The sequence below is a fragment of the Patescibacteria group bacterium genome, assembly GCA_041649475.1.
Classification (GTDB): domain Bacteria; phylum Patescibacteriota; class Patescibacteriia; order Magasanikbacterales; family GWA2-37-8; genus JBAZNA01.
This window is the reverse complement of sequence record JBAZNA010000001.1, coordinates 850,089-869,294: the sequence shown is the minus strand read 5'-3', so window position 1 is coordinate 869,294 and position 19,206 is coordinate 850,089. Positions and strand designations below refer to the sequence as shown.

At 44.3% G+C, this 19,206-nt stretch carries 15 protein-coding genes; 12 read left to right on the top strand and 3 right to left on the bottom strand.

Features of this window, described 5'->3' with window-relative positions; all coding sequences use genetic code 11:
* Positions 1-28: 28 nt before the first annotated feature.
* Genes gyrA through WC526_04295 form a run of 3 tightly spaced genes read right to left on the bottom strand, consistent with a single transcriptional unit; the run spans position 29 to position 3,444 of the window.
* On the bottom strand, positions 29-2,503 hold the full coding sequence (gene gyrA, locus WC526_04305; protein MFA5062341.1) for a DNA gyrase subunit A: 2,475 nt from the start codon (positions 2,501-2,503) through the stop codon (positions 29-31).
* Positions 2,504-2,508: 5 nt separating this feature from the next.
* A complete protein-coding gene (locus tag WC526_04300) occupies positions 2,509-2,814 on the bottom strand; it encodes a hypothetical protein (protein MFA5062340.1) in 306 nt (101 codons plus the stop codon).
* Between the two features lie 15 nt (positions 2,815-2,829).
* Positions 2,830-3,444, bottom strand: a complete 615-nt coding sequence (locus tag WC526_04295) for an MBL fold metallo-hydrolase (GenBank protein ID MFA5062339.1) — start codon at positions 3,442-3,444, stop codon at positions 2,830-2,832.
* A gap of 155 nt (positions 3,445-3,599) precedes the next feature.
* Between WC526_04295 and WC526_04290 the strand changes: the two genes are divergently transcribed.
* The 12 genes from WC526_04290 (at position 3,600) to WC526_04235 (ending at position 19,197) form a co-directional block, all read left to right on the top strand.
* Positions 3,600-4,130 carry an RNA polymerase sigma factor gene (locus WC526_04290; GenBank protein ID MFA5062338.1) on the top strand — a complete coding sequence of 177 codons (531 nt, stop codon included), beginning with the start codon at positions 3,600-3,602 and terminating at the stop codon, positions 4,128-4,130.
* Positions 4,127-5,731: a hypothetical protein gene (locus WC526_04285; GenBank protein MFA5062337.1), complete on the top strand. Its 1,605-nt coding sequence runs from the start codon at positions 4,127-4,129 to the stop codon at positions 5,729-5,731. Before WC526_04290 ends, WC526_04285 begins: the two co-directional genes overlap by 4 nt.
* A 62-nt stretch (positions 5,732-5,793) precedes the next feature.
* Entirely contained in the window at positions 5,794-6,153 is a 360-nt protein-coding gene (locus tag WC526_04280) for a hypothetical protein (protein ID MFA5062336.1), read from the top strand.
* 124 nt (positions 6,154-6,277) lie between these two features.
* Positions 6,278-8,125: an excinuclease ABC subunit UvrB gene (gene uvrB, locus WC526_04275; GenBank protein MFA5062335.1), complete on the top strand. Its 1,848-nt coding sequence runs from the start codon at positions 6,278-6,280 to the stop codon at positions 8,123-8,125.
* Positions 8,126-8,148: 23 nt separating this feature from the next.
* Positions 8,149-10,653: an excinuclease ABC subunit UvrA gene (uvrA, locus tag WC526_04270; protein ID MFA5062334.1), complete on the top strand. Its 2,505-nt coding sequence runs from the start codon at positions 8,149-8,151 to the stop codon at positions 10,651-10,653.
* Positions 10,654-10,693: 40 nt separating this feature from the next.
* On the top strand, positions 10,694-11,911 hold the full coding sequence (locus WC526_04265) for a Gmad2 immunoglobulin-like domain-containing protein (GenBank protein MFA5062333.1): 1,218 nt from the start codon (positions 10,694-10,696) through the stop codon (positions 11,909-11,911).
* Between the two features lie 3 nt (positions 11,912-11,914).
* A complete protein-coding gene (locus WC526_04260; GenBank protein MFA5062332.1) occupies positions 11,915-13,063 on the top strand; it encodes a GIY-YIG nuclease family protein in 1,149 nt (382 codons plus the stop codon).
* A 103-nt stretch (positions 13,064-13,166) separates the two neighbouring features.
* Entirely contained in the window at positions 13,167-13,334 is a 168-nt protein-coding gene (locus WC526_04255) for a hypothetical protein (protein MFA5062331.1), read from the top strand.
* Between the two features lie 192 nt (positions 13,335-13,526).
* Complete coding sequence (locus WC526_04250; protein MFA5062330.1) at positions 13,527-14,672, top strand: S1 RNA-binding domain-containing protein; 1,146 nt, start codon at positions 13,527-13,529, stop codon at positions 14,670-14,672.
* A gap of 9 nt (positions 14,673-14,681) precedes the next feature.
* Positions 14,682-16,511 (top strand): ATP-dependent zinc metalloprotease FtsH, encoded by a 1,830-nt coding sequence (ftsH, locus tag WC526_04245; protein MFA5062329.1) that lies wholly within the window; start codon positions 14,682-14,684, stop codon positions 16,509-16,511.
* A 48-nt stretch (positions 16,512-16,559) separates the two neighbouring features.
* Positions 16,560-17,513, top strand: a complete 954-nt coding sequence (locus WC526_04240) for a hypothetical protein (protein ID MFA5062328.1) — start codon at positions 16,560-16,562, stop codon at positions 17,511-17,513.
* A 10-nt stretch (positions 17,514-17,523) separates the two neighbouring features.
* Positions 17,524-19,197, top strand: coding sequence for a GspE/PulE family protein (locus tag WC526_04235; GenBank protein MFA5062327.1), 1,674 nt, complete (start codon positions 17,524-17,526; stop codon positions 19,195-19,197).
* The last annotated feature ends 9 nt before the right edge of the window (positions 19,198-19,206 follow it).

Here is a 19,206-nt window from a genome sequence, read left to right as displayed (position 1 = left end):
CTATAAGATAGTATACCCTTTGATTTTTTTAAAGCAAGGTCACGCTTGCCACCTTATCTCCCGGTTCTTTGAAGCGCATCAGACGGACGCCCTGGGTGGCGCGACCCGAGACGGAGACCGATTTAAACGGCAATCTGATAACCTGGCCTTTAGCGGACATAATAATCAGATCATGTTCGGCGGCATCAACTTTGTCTACGACTTTGGCATGAATCAGGAGACCGGTTTTATCGGTGATGTTGGCGGTCTTAACGCCACTACCACCGCGGCCCTGAATGCGATACTCCAGGATTGGGGTGCGTTTGCCAATTCCGTTTTCGCCCACGGTTAGAAGTTCTAAGCTGGTGTTTTTCGGTTCAATCACATCCATACAAATCACTTCGTCGCTTTGATGCAAGCGCATACCGCGTACGCCGGAGGCGGCCCGGCCCATTTCCCGCACGTCTTTTTCCTTAAATCTGATGGCCTGGCCCTTTTGGGTGGCAATTAAAATTTCATTAGTGCCATCCGATGGTTTGACCCATTCCAGGGTATCGTTATTTTTCAATTTGATGGCGATTAGACCGCTTCTGCGGACATTGCTAAAGTCCTCAAGCGCGGTTTTTTTAATCAAACCATGCCTGGTAACCATGACCAAATGCTTGATCTTGGTCAGGTCGCTGGTGGCGAGAAGCGCCGTCACTTTTTCATTTGGCGCCAACTGCAGGAAGTTGACCAGGGCCTGTCCTTTGGCCGTGCGGCTGCCTTGCGGAATATCATAAGCCATTAGCTGGAACACGCGGCCGCGACTGGTGAAAAATAGGATATTGTCATGAGTGTTGGTGGCCTGGAGTTGTTCCACACTGTCTTCTTCTTTGGTGGTTACGCCAATCACGCCCTTGCCGCCGCGGGATTGCTGTTTGAAAGTATCCGGAGGCAATCGCTTGATATAACCGTCGGTGGTGATCATTATTATAGTCGGTTCATTGGGCACTAAATCTTCAGTGGTAAATTCTTTAACGCCATGGGCAACAATTTGGGTGCGTCTGGCATTATCGTATTTTTCTTTTATTTCCAAGGTTTCTTTTTCAATTATCTTCAACATCTTGGCTTTGGAGGCCAGAATTGTTTCCAGTTCTTTTATAAGCGTTTTCTTTTCTTTTAATTCGTCTTCAATTTTCTGTCTTTCCAAATTGGCCAGCTGTTGAAGTTTCATTTCTAAAATGGCCGTGGCCTGACGATCGGTAAATTTAAATTTAGACATCAGGTTGACCTTGGCCGCTTCTTTGTCTTTTGAAGCCCGGATGGTTTTTATAACCAAATCAATTTTGTCTAAAGCGATTTTTAATCCCTCCAAAATATGGGCGCGGTCTTTGGTTTTTGCCAAATCAAAGGCAGTGCGTCTTTTTACAACCTCCTGCCGGTGTTTTATAAATTCTTCAAGAATGGTTTTGAGGTTTAACACCCGCGGCTGGATGCCGTCTACCAAGGCCAGCATGTTGAAGTTGAAAGTGGTCTGGAGTTCGGTTATCTGGAACAGTTTGTTTAAGACCTTTTTCGGATAAGAATCCTTTTTAAGATCAATAACCATTCTGACCCCGTCTTTGTTGGATTCGTCGCGCAAGTCGCGAATGCCTTCCAGTTTTTTTTCTGTCACCAGTTCCGCAATTTTTTCCAATAGCGTTGATTTGTTTATGTTGTATGGAATTTCAGTGACAATGATTTGAAATTGGCCTGATTTGGTTTCGTGGATGTCGGCTTTGGCGCGTACAACAATGCCGCCCCGGCCGGTTGAATAGGCATTAAGAATGTCTTTTTTATTATAGATAATGCCGCCGGTGGGGAAGTCCGGACCTTTGATAATTTCCGTCAGTTCTTCAATGTTGGTGTCCGGTTTTTCAATGAGTTTAACAATACCATCGCAGAGTTCGCCTAAATTATGCGGCGGGATGGTTGTGGCCATGCCGACGGCAATACCCACCGTGCCGTTTAAAAGCAGATTGGGTACTTTAGTGGGCAGAACCATGGGTTCTTGATGAGAACCATCATAGTTCGGCATGAAGTTTACTGTGTCTTTTTCAATATCAAACAGCATTTCTTCGGCCAAGGCGGTTAATTTGGCTTCTGTATACCGGTAAGCCGCGGCCGAGTCCCCGTCCATTGAGCCGAAGTTGCCCTGACCGTGTACTAATTGATGCCTCATGGCAAAATCCTGGGCCATGCGCACCATGGAATCATATATGGAAGAGTCGCCGTGCGGATGAAACTTGGCCATAACCTCGCCGACCACATGCGCTGATTTGCGGAATTTGGCATTGTGCCGTAAACCCATGTTCCACATTGCGTAGAGGATGCGTCTGTGCACCGGCTTTAAGCCGTCGCGAACATCGGGGAGGGCGCGTTGAACAATAACGCTCATCGCGTATTCCAAATATGATTTTTGCATTTCTTCAACAATCGGCGCCGGCGTGATTATCCCCACGCTGTCTTTGGGAAAATTTATTTTGTCTTGTTTTTCTGGCATATTGGTTATTGTTTTGTGCTTGTGTTAACGGTAGTGGTTGGCGTGCTTGACGCGGATGAAATCACGTCGTTAATTATTGTTTTTAATTTATTTTTTGCGTCTTCAAGGATTATTTTATCTTTTTCGTCGGCAAAAATTTGATTCCAATCTTTTTGCTGGGTGCCCACCATTTGCGCTTCCGGAGTTTGCGCCCAGTTTATGGAACTGAATTTTATTTTGATTGCCCAGCCCCATAAGCCCACAATTATAATCGCGAATATTATCACTCCGGTCCATAGCCAAATTTCAGGTTGTACTTTTTTATCTGGCATATTGGTCGTGAATGATTATTCTTTTTCCAGTACGATTAATTTTGTTTCGTCCTGCGGCAGGTCTTTCTTTTTTATGATTACCTTTTTCTCGGTTGCTTCCGGCTTTAGTCCCATCTCGGTGATAAACGACGAAATCGGTTTGGCGTCCGGATCGGTGTCGCATTTATAGCCGATGGGAATAATAATGCGCGGCTCAAGCTCGGTGGCCAGTGCGGCGGCGGCTTTCGGATCAAGGTATCCGGGCGCCCCGCCCACCGGAATTACCAAAATATCCGGACTAAGAATTTTTTCCAAGTCGCCGTTTTCTAAGGGTTTATTTATACGCCCTAAATGCACCAATGTTAAATTTTCGGCGTTTACTTTATAGATGATGTTGCCGGAAGTGCCCGGCATTGCGTAGATCATTGCGCCTTTTACCTCAAATTCACCCAGTGAATCAACCACAAACGGGTTTTGAGAAAGGGTGGCCGCGTCTTTGTCGCCATTGGAATATAGGGCCACATCCGGAGAAAAACTTCGCGGGAATTCGCCGTGTTTGGGTCTGTAGGCGTCAATTAAAATGGTTACGTCGGTGTCGGAGTTTTTTGTCTGCAGTTTTACGCATGTTTGGCCAAACCAACTGATGTGCATATGGAGGAATTACTAATTTTAATACCAATATTTTAGCACATAATTTAAGTGTAGGCAAGAGCAAAAAGGGTTAAAAAAGAGTTTAATTTTTCCCTAATTTGTGGTAGATTACGGCTAGCCGGTTACATATTATATAATTTTTCGTTTTACTTAGTATGACCCCAGCAGAACAAAAACAGTTTGGCGCTCTATATGATAAGCATATCCGCAAGATTTATGATTTTATTTATTTTAAAACCTATCATAAAGAGACCGCCGAAGATTTGGCCAGCCAGACCTTTTTAAAAGCGGCTGAAAATTTTGTGAATTTTAATCCGGATAAAGGAACATTTTCAGCTTGGCTTTATAAAATAGCGCGCAACACAGTGATTGATTATTATCGGACGCATAAGGTTGAAGCAAATATAGAAGATGTTTTTGATCTGTCGCAAGAGAATGATGTTTTGGGTGATTTTGATCGCAAAGAAAATTTGCAAAAAGTAAAAAACTATCTGTCAAAATTGTCATCGGAGCAGAGGGAAATAATTGTTATGCGGGTGTGGCAGGAAATGTCATATGAGGAGATTGCGGAAGTTTTGGGAAAATCACAGGAAAGTTGCCGGATGATGTTTTCGCGGACACTGTCAAAATTAAAACAGGAAATGCCTTTGACTTTATTTATACTATTTTTAATTAAAAGCATATGAACCCGGAAATACAAAAAATACTCGCGGACTTGTATCAGCTTGATTCAAGTTTGAAGAGTCAAGAAGGTGAGATTGTAAAAATCATAAATGAACTGCTCGCGGCCAAGCCGGATACAAAGTTTGATGAAAATTTTAAACAACAGTTGCGGGCCAGGATCATGCAAAAGATTGCGGCCATGCCTGCTAAAAAAAGCACTAGCTGGTTTACAGTGCCCAGATTTGCTTATGCTTTGGGCGGGTTAGCTGTTTTGGCTTTGATTATTTTGCCGACATTATATTATAAAGGCGCTAGTATGGGACTGCCATTTTTGTCCAAGCATAATGCGAATGTGAATATCAAAAAATTAACTGATAATGCTTTTGGATCATTGGTCGCCGGGCAAAGCACCGGGCAGAGCAATACTGCGGCTAGCGAGCAGGCAGTTGGCAGTGCAACAATTGGCAGCGCAAACGACCTGGGCGCAAGTAAATCACTGTCTTTAACAACTCCAGCTGCGCCAAGCGCGACCTCGGATGTTGGCAGGTCAGGAGCAATAGGAATGGGTGGCGGTGGTTCGGTGTCAGCGATGCCAATTCGGCCGACAAATTATAAATTTGTATATAAAGGCGGAGATCTGCCGCATCTCTCAAATAATTTGGATGTTTTGAAACGCGTTACTGACGGCGGCGCTTTGGCTTTGAGTTCGGTCATGACTAACACCGGTTTAAATTTTATTGATTGGACAAAATTCAGCAATACTAAATTACAAAATATCAGTTTTACGGAAAATCGCGATAACGGCTACCAGGTTTATGTGAATTTTGATGACGGCAGTGTGAGTATCAACCAGAATTATCAGAAATGGATTGGAGCCAGCGGTTCAACCGGCAGTGATACTGTTAGCTGTATGGCTATCGGTTGCGTCCAGCCGCCAATGCCGTATCAGCCGATAAAGATCGGCGACGTGCCGTCCGATTCAAAAATAATTGATGTAGCGGATAGTTTCCTGCGTAATTATGGCATTTCTTTAACCAATTATGGCCAACCCTTTGTCCAGAATGATTGGAGAATTTATTATGATGCCGCGCCGGACAAAGCGAATTATTATATTCCCGAACAATTATCTGTGATTTACCCTTTGGTTATAAATGGCAAAGAAATCTATGACGAATCCGGAAATAAATCCGGCTTGACGGTGAATGTTGATATCAGGCAAATGAAAGCTACCGGCGTTTATAATTTAATGAGTCAAAATTATCAGGCCTCATCTTACGGTACTGAACAAGACAGCGCGCGTATAATAAAATTGGCGGAAAACGGCGGATTCAGGCAGAACTATTATTGGTATGGCGGAACTGGCGAATCCCAGGAAATAGATCTGGGCACGCCAACTCTGGGACTGGTGCAGATGTGGTTTTATAGGGACAATCAAAATCAACAGCTTCTTATCCCTTCATATATATTCCCGATTACCAGTAAACCAACCGGCACGTATTATTATCAAAACAGCGTAATTGTACCGGTGATCAAAGATGTTCTTGATTGGGGAAACAGTAGTGGCGGCGGCATTGTACCAATGATGAAAGGCGGAGTAGAAACGCAACCGGCGCTGGTCAAATAAATTTAGCTGTGCTATATTAAAGGCGGCCTAAGCGGCCGTCTTTATTCATTTAATTTTAAATTATGGACGAGCAACAAATGCCGTCAGCGCAACCAAGCCAGCCGGAGGCGCCAAAACACAGCGGACAAAAAAATACAGGCATGGCCGTGGTGGCATATATTTTATTCTTCATTCCGTTACTGACGGATGCGAAGAATGATCCGTTTGTTAAATTTCATGTCAAGCAGGGTTTGGTGCTGTTTATCGGCTGGATTATCGTTTGGGTGCTGGGTTGGTTTATTTCTTATCTGCTTTGGCCGATTCTTTCGCTACTGGATTTAGCTCTGTTTGTGCTGTTGGTGGTGGGAATTATCAATGCCATAAATGGCAAGATGGAACCATTGCCGGTTATTGGAAAGATGGGAGAGAGCTTCAAGTTTTAAGATTTTTATAGCGAAACAGGGCCCTGTTTGGGCTCTGTTTTTTGTTTGACAAACCAACCAATTCATACTAACATACCCCCAGTTACACCGAGCAATCGGGCGTTTTGGCGTATTGGGCAAATTTATGTCATTATTTAAACTCCACTCACAATACAAGCCAGCCGGCGACCAGCCCCAGGCAATTAAAAAATTAATTGACGGGGTTAAGAAGGGAGACAGGTATCAAACCCTTTTGGGCGTAACCGGCTCGGGCAAGACCTTTACGGTGGCTAATGTCATCGCCAGTTTTGATATGCCGGTTTTGGTGATGGCGCCCAACAAGGCCCTGGCCGCCCAGCTCTACCGTGAGTATAAAAATTTTTTTCCGGAAAACTCGGTCAATTATTTTGTTTCCTATTACGACTATTATCAGCCCGAGGCATATATGCCGACGAGTGATACATATATAGAAAAGGAAGCAATGATCAACGAGGAGATAGACCGTTTGCGCCATCAGGCCACCAGCGCGCTTTCCACCCGCCGTGACGTGATTATTGTGGCTTCTGTTTCCTGCATCTACAACTTGGGTGTGCCGGAAAATTATTTGGGTTCGTCTTTGCATTTGGAAGTCGGCCAGCCGATTACACGCGGGGATTTGATCCGCCAGTTGGTGAAAATCCAGTTTGCCCGCACGCCGGGCGCTTTGACGCGAAGTAAATTCAGAGTGCACGGGGATGTTTTTGAAATAATGCCGGCATCGGAAAATGTTGTTTATCGGATTGAATTAAATGAACAAAAAGTTTCTGAAATCAGTATTGTGGATGCGCTGACCAGAAAAATAAATCAAAATTTAAATGAGATTGTTATTTTTCCACCCAAACATTTTATCAGCACCGAACCGCAACTTCGCGAGGCGATAGGCAACATCAAAAAAGAATTAAAAGAGCGTCTGGAATATTTTAACAAAAATGGATTATATCTTGAGGCCGAAAGGTTGGAACGCCGGACCAAATATGATATGGAAATGCTCAAGACCTTGGGATATTGTCACGGCGTGGAAAATTATTCCCGGCATTTGGCCGGAAAATTGGCCGGCGAGCCGCCCGACACTTTGCTTGCGTATTTTCCGTGGAAAAACGGCCGAGATGGAAAGCGTCAGCCGGAGTTTTTAACAATCATAGACGAGTCGCATATCGGCGTGCCGCAGGTGAGGGGAATGTATGAAGGTGATAAAAGTCGCAAGGAAGTGCTCACCCAATATGGTTGGCGCTTGCCGTCGGCTTTGGACAACCGTCCCTTAAAATTTTCCGAATTTGAAGATCGGGTGGGACAGGTGATTTTTACCACGGCCACGCCCGGGGATTTTGAACTGCGCCACAGCGTGCAGATTGCCGAGCAGGTGATTCGGCCGACCGGTTTGATTGATCCGCCGGTTGAAGTGCGACCGGTATTTGATAAGAAAACCAATAACAGCCAGATTGATGATCTGATGAAAGAAATTGACGGGATCGTCAAAAACGGCGAGCGAGCGATTGTAAATGTGCTGACCAAAAAAATGGCCGAGGATCTGCATGAATTTTTAAATAAAAAAGGTTATAAGGCGAATTATCTGCATTCGGATATAAAGACCTTTGAGCGCACGGAAATTCTGATGAATTTCAGAAAAGGTGAATTTAATGTTTTGGTCGGCGTGAATTTATTGCGCGAGGGTTTGGATTTGCCGGAAGTGACTTTGGTCGCGATTATGGACGCGGACAGGGAAGGATTTTTGCGTAGCGAGTCGTCTTTGATGCAGACCATGGGCCGAGCCGCGCGCAATGTGAGCGGCAAGGTGATTTTGTATGCGGATAATATTACCGGTTCAATGAAACGGGCGATTGAGGAAGTTGATCGCCGGCGTGAAAAGCAGTTGGCCTATAACAAAAAACACAAAATTACTCCGCAGACGATTAAGAAAAACATTGAACAGTTTTTGGATGTGGAGGGGGATTAATAGAAGCCCTTTGGGCTTGAACTATGGAAAACAAAATCACAATCAAAGGCGCGCGGGTGCATAATCTGAAAAATATTTCTTTGGAAATTCCCAAGGAAAAAATTACAGTTATCACCGGCGTATCGGGCAGCGGCAAATCGTCGCTGGCTTTTGATACGATTTTTGCCGAAGGCCAGCGCCGGTATATTGAATCATTGTCGCCATACGCACGTCAGTTTTTGGGTCAGATGGAGCGCGCCGACGTTGATGATATTGTCGGATTGTCGCCAGCCATTGCTATAGACCAGAAAGCGCTGTCGCATAATCCGCGTTCAACTGTGGGCACTTTAACTGAAATTTATGATTATTTGAGGGTTTTATACGCCCGCATGGGCGAAGTATATTGCCCAAACGACGGCACGAAAATAGAAAAACTTTCCGTGGAAGAAATGATTGATATTATTATTAACTTGGGCGAAGAATTTAAGGAAAAAACTGTGACAATTTTGTCGCCGGTGGTGCGCGGCCGCAAAGGCGAATATTATCAGTTGCTTTATGATTTTTTAAACGAGGGTTTTGATCAGGCGCGGGTTGATGGAAAAATCGTTTCTCTCCACGATCCAATAAAATTATCGCGATATAAAGTGCATGACATAGATATTGTGATGGACAGGGTAATGATTAGCGATGAGACCCGCTTGTTTGAAGCAGTTGAAAACGCGCTCACTCACAGCAAGGGTTTGGTTTTGGTTTTATTTAAAGAAAATCGCGATGGCGAACACGAAAGATTGTTATCCAGCAACTGGTCCTGCCCGGAAGACGGGTTTTCTTTTCCGGAAATTGAACCGCGTTTATTTTCTTTTAACAGTCCGGCCGGAGCTTGTGAAGTTTGCCACGGCTTGGGTAAAAAAGAAATATTTTCCGAAGAAATTTGCGATGAATGCCAGGGCAAACGTCTTAAACCGGAGGCGCTATCTGTCAGGATAAAAAATAAAAATATACACGAAGTAACTTCCTTAACCATAGACGAAGCGCACAAGTTTTTTGTTGACTACGGAAAAAAATTAACCGAGCGCCAGAAAATAATCGCTGAAAACACGGTGAAGGAAATTTGCGACCGGTTGAAATTTTTGCTTGAGGTCGGTTTGGATTATATCACTCTGGCGCGCGAGTCATACACCTTGTCCGGCGGTGAGGCGCAAAGAATCCGGCTGGCTTCGCAGATCGGTTCAAAACTTTCCAATACCCTGTATGTGCTTGATGAGCCGACTATTGGCTTGCACGAACGTGACACGGAAAAATTGATAAAAACTTTAAAATCTTTGCGCGAAGCAAAGAATACGGTTTTAATTGTTGAACACGATGAGAGAACCATAAAAGAATCCGATTATTTAGTAGACCTCGGACCAAAAGCGGGTGAACATGGCGGCGAGGTTGTGTTTATTGGCGATATTAAAAAAGCGTTGTCTGATCCGCCCGAAGAAACAAGATCATTAACTTTGGAATATCTTAATGGCAAAAAAAAGATTGAGGTTCCGCGCAAACGTCGCTGGAAAGAAACCGAGGAAATAAAAATCACGGGCGCGCGCCAGAATAATTTAAAAAATCTGACCGCGGAAATTCCTTTGCGAAAATTTGTCTGTATCACCGGCGTGTCCGGCAGCGGCAAATCCACCTTACTTTACGACACTCTTTACGAAAATCTGGTAAAAATAAAAAACCGTCTGCCGCATCTGGATAATATCAGCAAAATCACCGGCACCGAATATGTTGATAAGGCGATCATTGTTGATCAATCGCCAATTGGCCGCACTCCGCGCTCAAATCCGGCCACTTATACCGGCATTTTCACACCGATCAGAGATTTTTTTGCCAATCTGGAGGACTCAAGAATGCGCGGTTATACCCATTCAAGATTTTCATTTAATGTGCCCGGCGGCCGTTGTGAGGCCTGCGATGGCGCCGGATTCAACACTATAGAAATGCACTTCATGCCCACGGTCTTTGTGCCCTGTGAGGTTTGTCGCGGCAAAAGATTTAATCGTGAAACCCTGCAGGTAAAATATAAGAATAAAAATATCAGCCAGGTTTTGGAAATGACCGTTACCGAGGCCTTGAAATTTTTTGAAAATATTTATTTTATCACCGACAAGTTGAAAGTTCTGCAGGAAGTCGGTTTGGGGTATTTGCGACTGGGCCAAAGCGCCACCACGCTCTCCGGCGGAGAAGCGCAGAGAATTAAACTCGCGCGCGAACTCACTGCGCCTCTGGGCAAAAAAACTTTATATCTATTAGATGAGCCGACTGTTGGTTTGCACTACTATGACATTGAATTATTATTGCAGGTGATAAACAAATTGGTGGATAAAGGAAATTCAGTGGTTTTGATTGAACACAATTTGCATATTATAAAATCGGCCGATTATGTGATTGATTTGGGCCCGGAAGGTGGGGATGGCGGGGGAAAGATCGTGGCCAAAGGCACGCCCGAAGAACTGTCCGACAACCCGAATTCATACACGGGCATGTATTTGCGGGAATATTTGTAAGGAGTATACTAAATTTATAATAAATAACTCATCAATTTATATGAAAAAAGCAGTCATCATCGTGTTGGGCATACTCATTGTTCTGTTGTTATTTGTTTTTGGCGCCAGATTTTTAACCGGTGAAGATACCTGGATTTGTCAAAACGGCCAATGGATAAAACACGGAATGCCATCTGCCGCCCAGCCGACAACCGGCTGTGAACCCAATCAAAATTCCAAAAATATCATCGTGAATTTGCCGTATATGAATGATGTAGTCGGCAGCAAGTTTACGGTTACGGGTTATGCCAGAGTTTTTGAGAATCAGTTTAATATCCGCGTGCTGACTTTTAACAACCTTAAAGTATACGAAAGCACAGTTACGGCCAATGCTAAAGATGCCGGCCAATTTGGGGATTTCCAAAAAGTAGTTGCTTTGCCGAATTTAGCTGATGGCACGAATTTAATTTTGGAGGTTTATGATTTGTCTGCCAAAGACGGCAGTGAGCAGGATTTAGTAAAAGTGCCCTTGGTATATAAAGCCGAAGCTGTTGGCATAACTGTCACCGCGCCATTGCCGGACGTCAGTGTAAGTTCACCCGTAACGATTTCCGGCACTGTTACCGGAAACGGCTGGAGCGGTTTTGAAGGTCAGGTTGGATCAGTAATTTTATTGGACGAGATGGGTAATAGTTTAGGAATTTCCCCTTTAACCGCCAAAACTGATTGGACACAATTGCCGACTCAATTTGAAACAACCCTGAATTTTAATTCAAGCAAAGATCAAAACGGCACTCTGGTTTTCACCAACGAAAATCCCAGCGGCGACCCGCTTCGCAATGCGCAGTTTCGTTTGCCGGTGGTTATAAAAAAGTCCGCAACCCAGAATATGACCGTAAAGGTATTCTTTAATAATGATAAATTTGATCCGAATTTGCTTGATTGCAGTAAGGTTTATGCGGTAAACAGAATAATTCCAAAAACTCAAGCTGTGGCCCGCGCGGCTTTGGAAGAATTATTAAAAGGACCGACAGCAACAGAGAAAACGCGGGGGTATATTACAAATATTATTAATTCCGAGGTGCAAATCCAAAGTTTGACTATTGCCAACGGGACCGCTCAAGTTGATTTTAACGAGGCGCTTGAGCAGGGCGTGGGCGGTTCCTGCCGGGTGACTGCGATCAGGTCAGAAATCACCAACACTTTAAAACAATTTCCAACCGTGCAAAACGTCGTCATTTCCATTGACGGCCGCACCGAGGATATTCTTCAACCTTAAGCCATGTCATTATCAGATCAAGTTAAAAAATTGCCACTGACGCCGGGGGTTTATATTTTCATTGATAAGAATAATAAACCTTTATATGTCGGCAAAGCCACATCTTTGCGCCGGCGTGTTTCGCAGTATTTCCGACCCGACACAGATCCGCGCATCGGTGAAATGGTGAGCAAGGCCAAAAAAATCAGGCATCACAAGGTTGAGACAGTACTGGACGCGATTGTGCTGGAGGCGAATCTGATAAAAAAATATTGGCCAAAATATAATGTGAAAGATAAAGACAACCGTTCGTTTATTTTTTTAGTCATTCCCAAAATTGATTACCCCAGGCCGCTCATTGTGCGCGGCCGGGAACTGGAAAAATTTCCGCCGTCTTCGGCCAAAATTTTCGGGCCGTATCAAAGCCAGACAATCATAAAAAATGCTTTGAAAATTATTCGCCGCGTTTTCCCGTATGGCACATGCAAGCCGCTTTCAGGCAGGGCATGTTTTGATTATCATATCGGCCTGTGTCCGGGCGCGTGCGTCGGCGCAATTTCAAAAGAAGATTATCAAAAAAATATTGATAATATTATTTTATTTTTAAAAGGCGAGAAAAAAAGATTATTAAAAAAATTAGCTAAGGAAAATCCATCCGCAGCCGCGGCTTTAAAACACATTCAGGATGTCACTTTAATTTCACGCGAGGATGTCGGGCCGGTCACCTTCCACAGAATAGAAGGGTATGATATTTCTCATTTTGCCGGCAAAGAAAGTTACGGGTCAATGGTGGTACTGACAAATGGCCAGCCGGACAATTCGCAATATAGATTATTTAAAATCCGCACGGTCACCAACAATGACTTAGAATCTTTAAAAGAAATGGTGGAAAGGCGTTTTAAACATCCGGAGTGGCCGCGGCCGGATTTGATTTTAATTGACGGCGGCAAACCGCAGGTTGATTTTGTCGCCAAAGTTTTGGACAAAAATCGTATTGCTATCCCGATGCTGGGAATTTCAAAATTTCAAAATGATAAATTAATTTTTCCGGTCGGCACGAAACCAAATTTTAAAGAATTGTCCGAAATAAACCGGCGTGCACTGCTTCGTACCCGGGACGAGGCGCACAGATTTGCAATTAAAGCGCATCGCCGCCGCCGTGGAAAAATTTAAATTAATATTTTGTGCATGAGATAAGCCCATTGACGGGCTTATTTTTTTATTATATAATTTAGCCCTGCCACTTTATCCGCAACCCTTTCAAGGGAGGATGTAGATGAAATACGAAGAGGACGACAACACGGTCGGCAATAACCCGGAACCGGTTTCTGGTTCCATTGATACCGATGACACGAGCCCGTTTCAGCGGATCGTGCCTCCTCCTCAAGGGGTGCAGGTACAGCTTGATCCTCCGCCTCCGGAGAAGGATCCCCGGCTGACCTAGTGCGCCTCTGCTCCTTAGTCCCGGCAGTCCCGTCCCGGCTAATCCGTCTTCGTGCGGCTTAGCCCTTTTTTATTGACAAATTTGCAGGGTTGCGGTATAATCCAATTACACTAAATTTCTCCCAATTTTAGCGGAGAAAACTCCATTTCAACTAAGATTTGAGAGGGGCTAAGAAAATTTTTTTTGTTTAATATGACAGATTTTAAAACATTGCTACAGGCCAATCCGCTGACTATTCCCAAAGAAGGGGATGTGGTTAAGTGTAAAATAATTTCCATTGATAAAGGCGAAATCCATGTTGATATTGACGGACTGACCGTCGGTGTTGTTCGTGGTCGCGAGTTATTTTCCGAATCAGCCGAATATGCCAATTTAAAAGTTGGTAATGAAGTGGAAGCTACGGTTTTGGAATTGGAAAATGAAAATGGCGAGATGGAACTTTCCTTCCGCATTGCCGGCTATCAGCGTGTTTGGGACAGTATGAAGAAATGGCTGAAAGACGGTCTGACGATTAAATCAAAAGTTTTGTCGGCCAACAAGGGCGGTATTATGATGCAGGTTGAGGCCCTGGCCGGTTTTATGCCGGTGTCGCAACTTAGCCCGGAACATTATCCAAGAGTGGCCGGCGGTGATAAAAATCGTATTTTGGAAAAACTGCGCGAACTGGTAGGCAAGGAATTGGAAGTGAAAGTGATTGATGTTAATGAAAAAGAAGAAAAATTGATTGTCTCTGAAAAAGCGGTTTGGGAAGACGCGCAAAAAGCCGTTTTGGAATCATACAAAGTGGGTGATGTAATTGACGGCGAAGTCAGCGCTCTGACATCTTTTGGCGCCTTCGTAAAATTTGGTCAGGATTTGGAAGGTTTGGTGCATATTTCCGAAATTGCCTGGCAGAGAATTGATCATCCGAAAGATATTTTGAAAGTCGGTGATGCGGTTAAGGCCCAAATCATTCAGCTTGATAAATCAAAAATATATTTATCAATCAAACGATTGGTTGAAGATCCGTGGAAATTGGCCAAGGACAAATATAAGGTTGGCGACAAGGTGATGGGCAAGATAATCAAGATTGAACCATTCGGCCTGATGGTGGCTTTGGATAAAGACATCCACGGGTTGGCGCACATCTCCGAGCTTTCCGATGAAGCAATTGCCAATATAAATGATAAATTCAAATTAGGCCAATCAGCTGAATTTGAAATCATGTCGCTGGAACCGCCGGAACACCGTTTGGGTTTGCGCTTGGCCGGAGTTAAAGGCAAAACCGCCAAGAAAGCCGAGACCATTAAGGAAGCTACTAAAGAAGAAGCTGTTAAAGAAGAAGAAAAGGCCGTATAATAGTTGTGTATGAAAAACTTCCTGAAAAATTTCATCATCATATTTCTGCTTTTGTTTTTGCTGGCGGCCGTTTTAGGGGCTTTTAAAAGTGGACAAAACAATACTCCGGAGGCGATAAGCACCAGCCAGCTGGTAACGGAAATTAACGGCGGCAAAGTAAAAGACGTCACCATTTCCGGCGATACCATTACCGTTAATTTGAAAGATACAAACGCCAAACAGCAGACCGTTCAAAAAGAGACAACCGAAAGTTTTGGCGACATTGTTAAAAACTACGGCATAACTTCTGATGCCCTAAGTCAAATCACAGTTAATGTTAAAGCGGAAAATTCCTGGACATACTGGGCGATCAATTTACTACCAACCCTTATTCCATTGATAATTTTTGTGCTCTTCTTTTATTTCATGACCAGAGGCGTACAGGGAATGAATAATAAGGCCATGGGCTTTGGCCAGAGCAATCCGCGTCAGGCCAATCCGGATGACAATAAAGGCAAAAAAACTTTCAAAGATGTGGCCGGTGTCAAAGAAGCCAAGCAAGAATTAATTGAAATAGTTGATTTTTTGAAAGATCCGAAAAAATTTACGGATATGGGAGCGAAAATTCCCAAAGGCGTGCTTCTGGTCGGCGGTCCGGGAACCGGCAAAACACTTTTAGCCAAAGCCGTAGCCGGCGAAGCCAATGTGCCGTTTTTAAACATGTCCGGTTCGGAATTTGTGGAGATGTTTGTCGGCGTGGGCGCTTCCCGGGTGCGCGATCTTTTTGGCAAAGCCAAGAAATCGGCTCCGGCCATTGTTTTTATAGATGAAATAGACGCGGTTGGCAGGCGCCGGGGCGCCGGTTTGGGCGGGGGCCATGATGAACGCGAACAAACCCTTAATCAGATATTGGTTGAAATGGACGGGTTTGATCCGAATTTGGGAGTAATCGTAATGGCGGCCACCAATCGTCCTGATGTTTTGGATCCGGCCTTGCTTCGTCCGGGCAGATTTGATAGGCGAGTTATTTTAGATATGCCTGACATAAAAGACCGTGAAGAAATTCTGGCGATTCACGCTACCGGCAAACCTTTGGCAACAGAGGTCTCGCTACGTAGGGTTGCCGAACGCACACCCGGATTTTCCGGCGCTGATTTGGCGAATTTGTTAAATGAAGCGGCCATTCTCACTGTGCGCCGAGGTTTAAAACAAGTTGGGCAGACAGAAATTTTGGAAAGCATTGAAAAGGTCTTGCTTGGTCCGGAAAGAAAAAACAGGGTAATTACCGATGCGGAAAAGAAGATGACCGCTTACCACGAATCAGGCCATGCCATTGTCGGTCATTATTTGCCGAACGGCGATAAGGTGCGAAAAGTTTCTATTATTTCCCGCGGCCAGGCCGGTGGCTATACCTTAAAGATGCCGACCGAAGACAAGCATTACCATACCCTGGCGCAGTTTAAAGATGAATTGGCCATGATACTGGGTGGCTATGTGGTTGAAAAAATGATTTATGGAGATGATATGATTTCAACCGGTCCGTATGCTGATCTTAAAAACGCCACGCAAGTGGCGCGCGATATGGTCACGCGCTATGGTATGAGTGACAAACTGGGGCCGCGGACTTTCGGCGAACACAATGAAATGATTTTCTTAGGCCGCGAGATTACCGAACAAAAAGATTACAGCGAGAAAACTGCCGAGATGATAGACAGGGAAGTTGATGCCTTGCTTTCTGAAGCCACCAACCGGGCCAAAGAGGTAATAGAAAAACACCGGGATAAATTAGAAAGCTTGGTTAAAGTGTTGCTTGAAAAAGAAACGCTTGAACAAGAAGAGCTGGAAACAATTCTCGGATAACTTCATTTGTGGTATAATATTGTTGGTTAATCTTCTAACTTTTTAAATATGAGGGAACCAACATACCGTCAGGCATTTGTTCAAGCTTGGCACGCCGTTTGGCATAATAAAATTTTGTGGATTTTCGGTTTGCTTTCCATTTTTTTGGGGCAATTCGGTTTCAGCAGTTTTATCGGCCAATTTGGAACCTTGGCTACCAGCGGCTTAAACCAGGGAATACAAACTTTATTTCCGCAATATCTGATAACTCTGCCCACCGGTTTGTGGGGCGTACTGGGCATTGTCCTGGTATTTTTAATAATGGCCGCCCTTTTTGTGTTTGTGGCGTTTCTGGCAGTTACATCGCAAGGCGCTCTTATTTATTTTGCTTCGGAGTGGTTTAAGGGCAATAAAGTCATCACCATAGCCAAAGCCTGGAAAAAGGGTTTGCAAAATTTTTGGGAGATACTGGCTATCAGCATTGTGCGGCAAGTCCTGTTATTATTTTTTATAATTTTGCTCGGGGTTATCTTTAATTATTTCTTTTCATCAAACACATTTGTCTCCGGCCTCCTGATCGCTCTGGTAATTTTTGCGGTGTTGTTTATCGCTCTGTTTATTTCTATGATTGCGATTTACGCGGCCTGCTACGCGGTAGTTGACGGCAAGGGTTTCTTCAGTGCGATTAAAAAGAGCTGGAATCTTTTTCACCGCCACATGCTTGTTTCTCTTGAGGCGGGCGTGCTTTTGATGCTGATGAATTTTATATTAGTGGCTCTGGTTTTTATCACCTCGTTTTTGGCCTTCTTGCCTTCAATCTTGATTTGGCTGGTGGCCGGCATTACCAATTATACGGCTCTTATCGCCGCCGGATTTTTTGTGGGCATTGGCTTATGGTTTGTACTCCTGGCGGCCTTGGGAGCGTTTTTTAACGCTTATACAGTGAGCGCGTGGGTATATTTGTTCCAAAAAATGCATAAAGAGGGAATAGTCAGCCGGTTAATCGGCTGGGTTAGGAGATAATATCTTCAATATGAGTGATTTTCCTTCAATCGGAAATTTGAGTTCATCAGGCGCGAAGTTTTCCAAAAAAATGGAGGAGCTGGACGTGAAAGCCAAAGAGGGACTGGTTGCCCAAAAGGCGGCGGCTTTAAATTTACCGTATATAGATTTGTTTGGATTTCCGGTGTCATCGGAGGCCTTGCGCTTAATTTCCGAAGCCGAGGCCAGAGCCAGCAAAGCGGTCTGTTTTTTTAATTTGGCGGATGAGATACGGCTGGGATGCGTTGAGTATAGTGATGAAATCAAAGAAATGGCATATCAGATCGGCGAACGGCACCATGGCAATGTTAAAATTTATCTAATTTCGGAAAATAGTTTGGAAGCGATTTTGAAATTATACGCGAACCTGCCGATTGTTAAGCCGGTGACCAAAGATATCAACATCACTGATGAGGAACTCAATAAATTTAAAGCCGGGGTGGTTGATTTTCGGAGTTTGGCCGAGCAGTTTAAAAATGTTTCCATTACCGACATTTTGACTTTGATAATTGCTTCGGCCTTGAAGGTTGATTCTTCCGATATTCACGTTGAGGCCGAAGAAAACGGCATCATGGTGCGCTATCGCATTGACGGAATTTTACATGACGTGGCCACCTTGCCCAAAGAAGAATGGAAAAAATTCGTGTCGCGCATAAAACTTCTGGCGGCTTTGAAAATAAACATCAATGACCGCCCGCAAGACGGGCGTGTAACTTTGAAATTATCATCCGGCAATCTGGATGTTCGCGTTTCCACCATGCCGACCGTTTATGGTGAGAGCGTGGTGATGCGTATTTTATACAGCGGCAGTAAAACCGTTTCTTTTGACGAATTGGGACTCCGCGGTGAGGCCTATGAACGACTAAAGAAAGAAGTGGAGCGGCCGAACGGCATGATTATCACCACCGGGCCTACCGGTTCCGGAAAGACCACCACCATGTATGCGATTTTGAAAGGTTTAAATAAACCGGGCGTAAAAATCATCACTTTGGAAGATCCGGTGGAAATAAAAATGGAGGGAATCAATCAAAGCCAGGTTGATGCCAGCCGCGACTATACTTTCGCCAAGGGTTTGCGTAGCATTTTGCGTCAGGACCCGGATATCTGCATGGTCGGCGAAATCCGTGATTTGGAAACCGCCGAGATTGCCATTCAGGCGGCCCTAACTGGTCACTTAATGCTTTCCACAATTCATACCAACAGCGCTTCCGGAGCCGTTCCCCGTTTCCTGTCAATGGGCGTGAAGCCGTTTTTATTGGCTCCGGCTTTAAATTCAGTAATTGGCCAAAGATTGGTGCGTAAAATTTGCACGCATTGTCAGGAAGAAATTGAGCTGGCGCCTGAAGTAATGGCCAAGGTCGTGAAAAGTTTAGAAACCCTGCCCGAGGCGGAGCAAAAAAAGGTTAATTTAAAAAAATTGCATTTTTACCACGGCAAGGGCTGTGAAGAGTGCAGCGGCTTGGGTTATAAAGGCAGAGTTGGAATTTATGAAATTTTTACCATGAGCAAAGAGCTGGAGCAGATTATTTTAAGCGCCCAGGTTTCGGAATACACCATCCAGGAATTGGCCGTGAAAAATGGGATGGTGACAATGGTGCAGGATGGGCTCCTTAAAGCGCTAGATAAAATCACCTCGGTTGAAGAGGTGTTCAGGGTGACGGAATAAATAAAAACT

Excerpts from the sequence above, each read along its gene's own strand:
- WC526_04240 (MFA5062328.1), top strand. The coding sequence starts at position 16,560 with ATGAGGGAACCAACATACCGTCAGGCATTTGTTCAAGCTTGGCACGCC.
- gyrA (MFA5062341.1), bottom strand. The coding sequence starts at position 2,503 with ATGCCAGAAAAACAAGACAAAATAAATTTTCCCAAAGACAGCGTGGGG.
- WC526_04295 (MFA5062339.1), bottom strand. The coding sequence starts at position 3,444 with ATGCACATCAGTTGGTTTGGCCAAACATGCGTAAAACTGCAGACAAAA.
- WC526_04250 (MFA5062330.1), top strand. The coding sequence starts at position 13,527 with ATGACAGATTTTAAAACATTGCTACAGGCCAATCCGCTGACTATTCCC.
- ftsH (MFA5062329.1), top strand. The coding sequence starts at position 14,682 with ATGAAAAACTTCCTGAAAAATTTCATCATCATATTTCTGCTTTTGTTT.
- WC526_04280 (MFA5062336.1), top strand. The coding sequence starts at position 5,794 with ATGGACGAGCAACAAATGCCGTCAGCGCAACCAAGCCAGCCGGAGGCG.
- WC526_04265 (MFA5062333.1), top strand. The coding sequence starts at position 10,694 with ATGAAAAAAGCAGTCATCATCGTGTTGGGCATACTCATTGTTCTGTTG.
- uvrA (MFA5062334.1), top strand. The coding sequence starts at position 8,149 with ATGGAAAACAAAATCACAATCAAAGGCGCGCGGGTGCATAATCTGAAA.
- WC526_04300 (MFA5062340.1), bottom strand. The coding sequence starts at position 2,814 with ATGCCAGATAAAAAAGTACAACCTGAAATTTGGCTATGGACCGGAGTG.
- uvrB (MFA5062335.1), top strand. The coding sequence starts at position 6,278 with ATGTCATTATTTAAACTCCACTCACAATACAAGCCAGCCGGCGACCAG.
- WC526_04290 (MFA5062338.1), top strand. The coding sequence starts at position 3,600 with ATGACCCCAGCAGAACAAAAACAGTTTGGCGCTCTATATGATAAGCAT.
- WC526_04285 (MFA5062337.1), top strand. The coding sequence starts at position 4,127 with ATGAACCCGGAAATACAAAAAATACTCGCGGACTTGTATCAGCTTGAT.
- WC526_04260 (MFA5062332.1), top strand. The coding sequence starts at position 11,915 with ATGTCATTATCAGATCAAGTTAAAAAATTGCCACTGACGCCGGGGGTT.
- WC526_04235 (MFA5062327.1), top strand. The coding sequence starts at position 17,524 with ATGAGTGATTTTCCTTCAATCGGAAATTTGAGTTCATCAGGCGCGAAG.
- WC526_04255 (MFA5062331.1), top strand. The coding sequence starts at position 13,167 with ATGAAATACGAAGAGGACGACAACACGGTCGGCAATAACCCGGAACCG.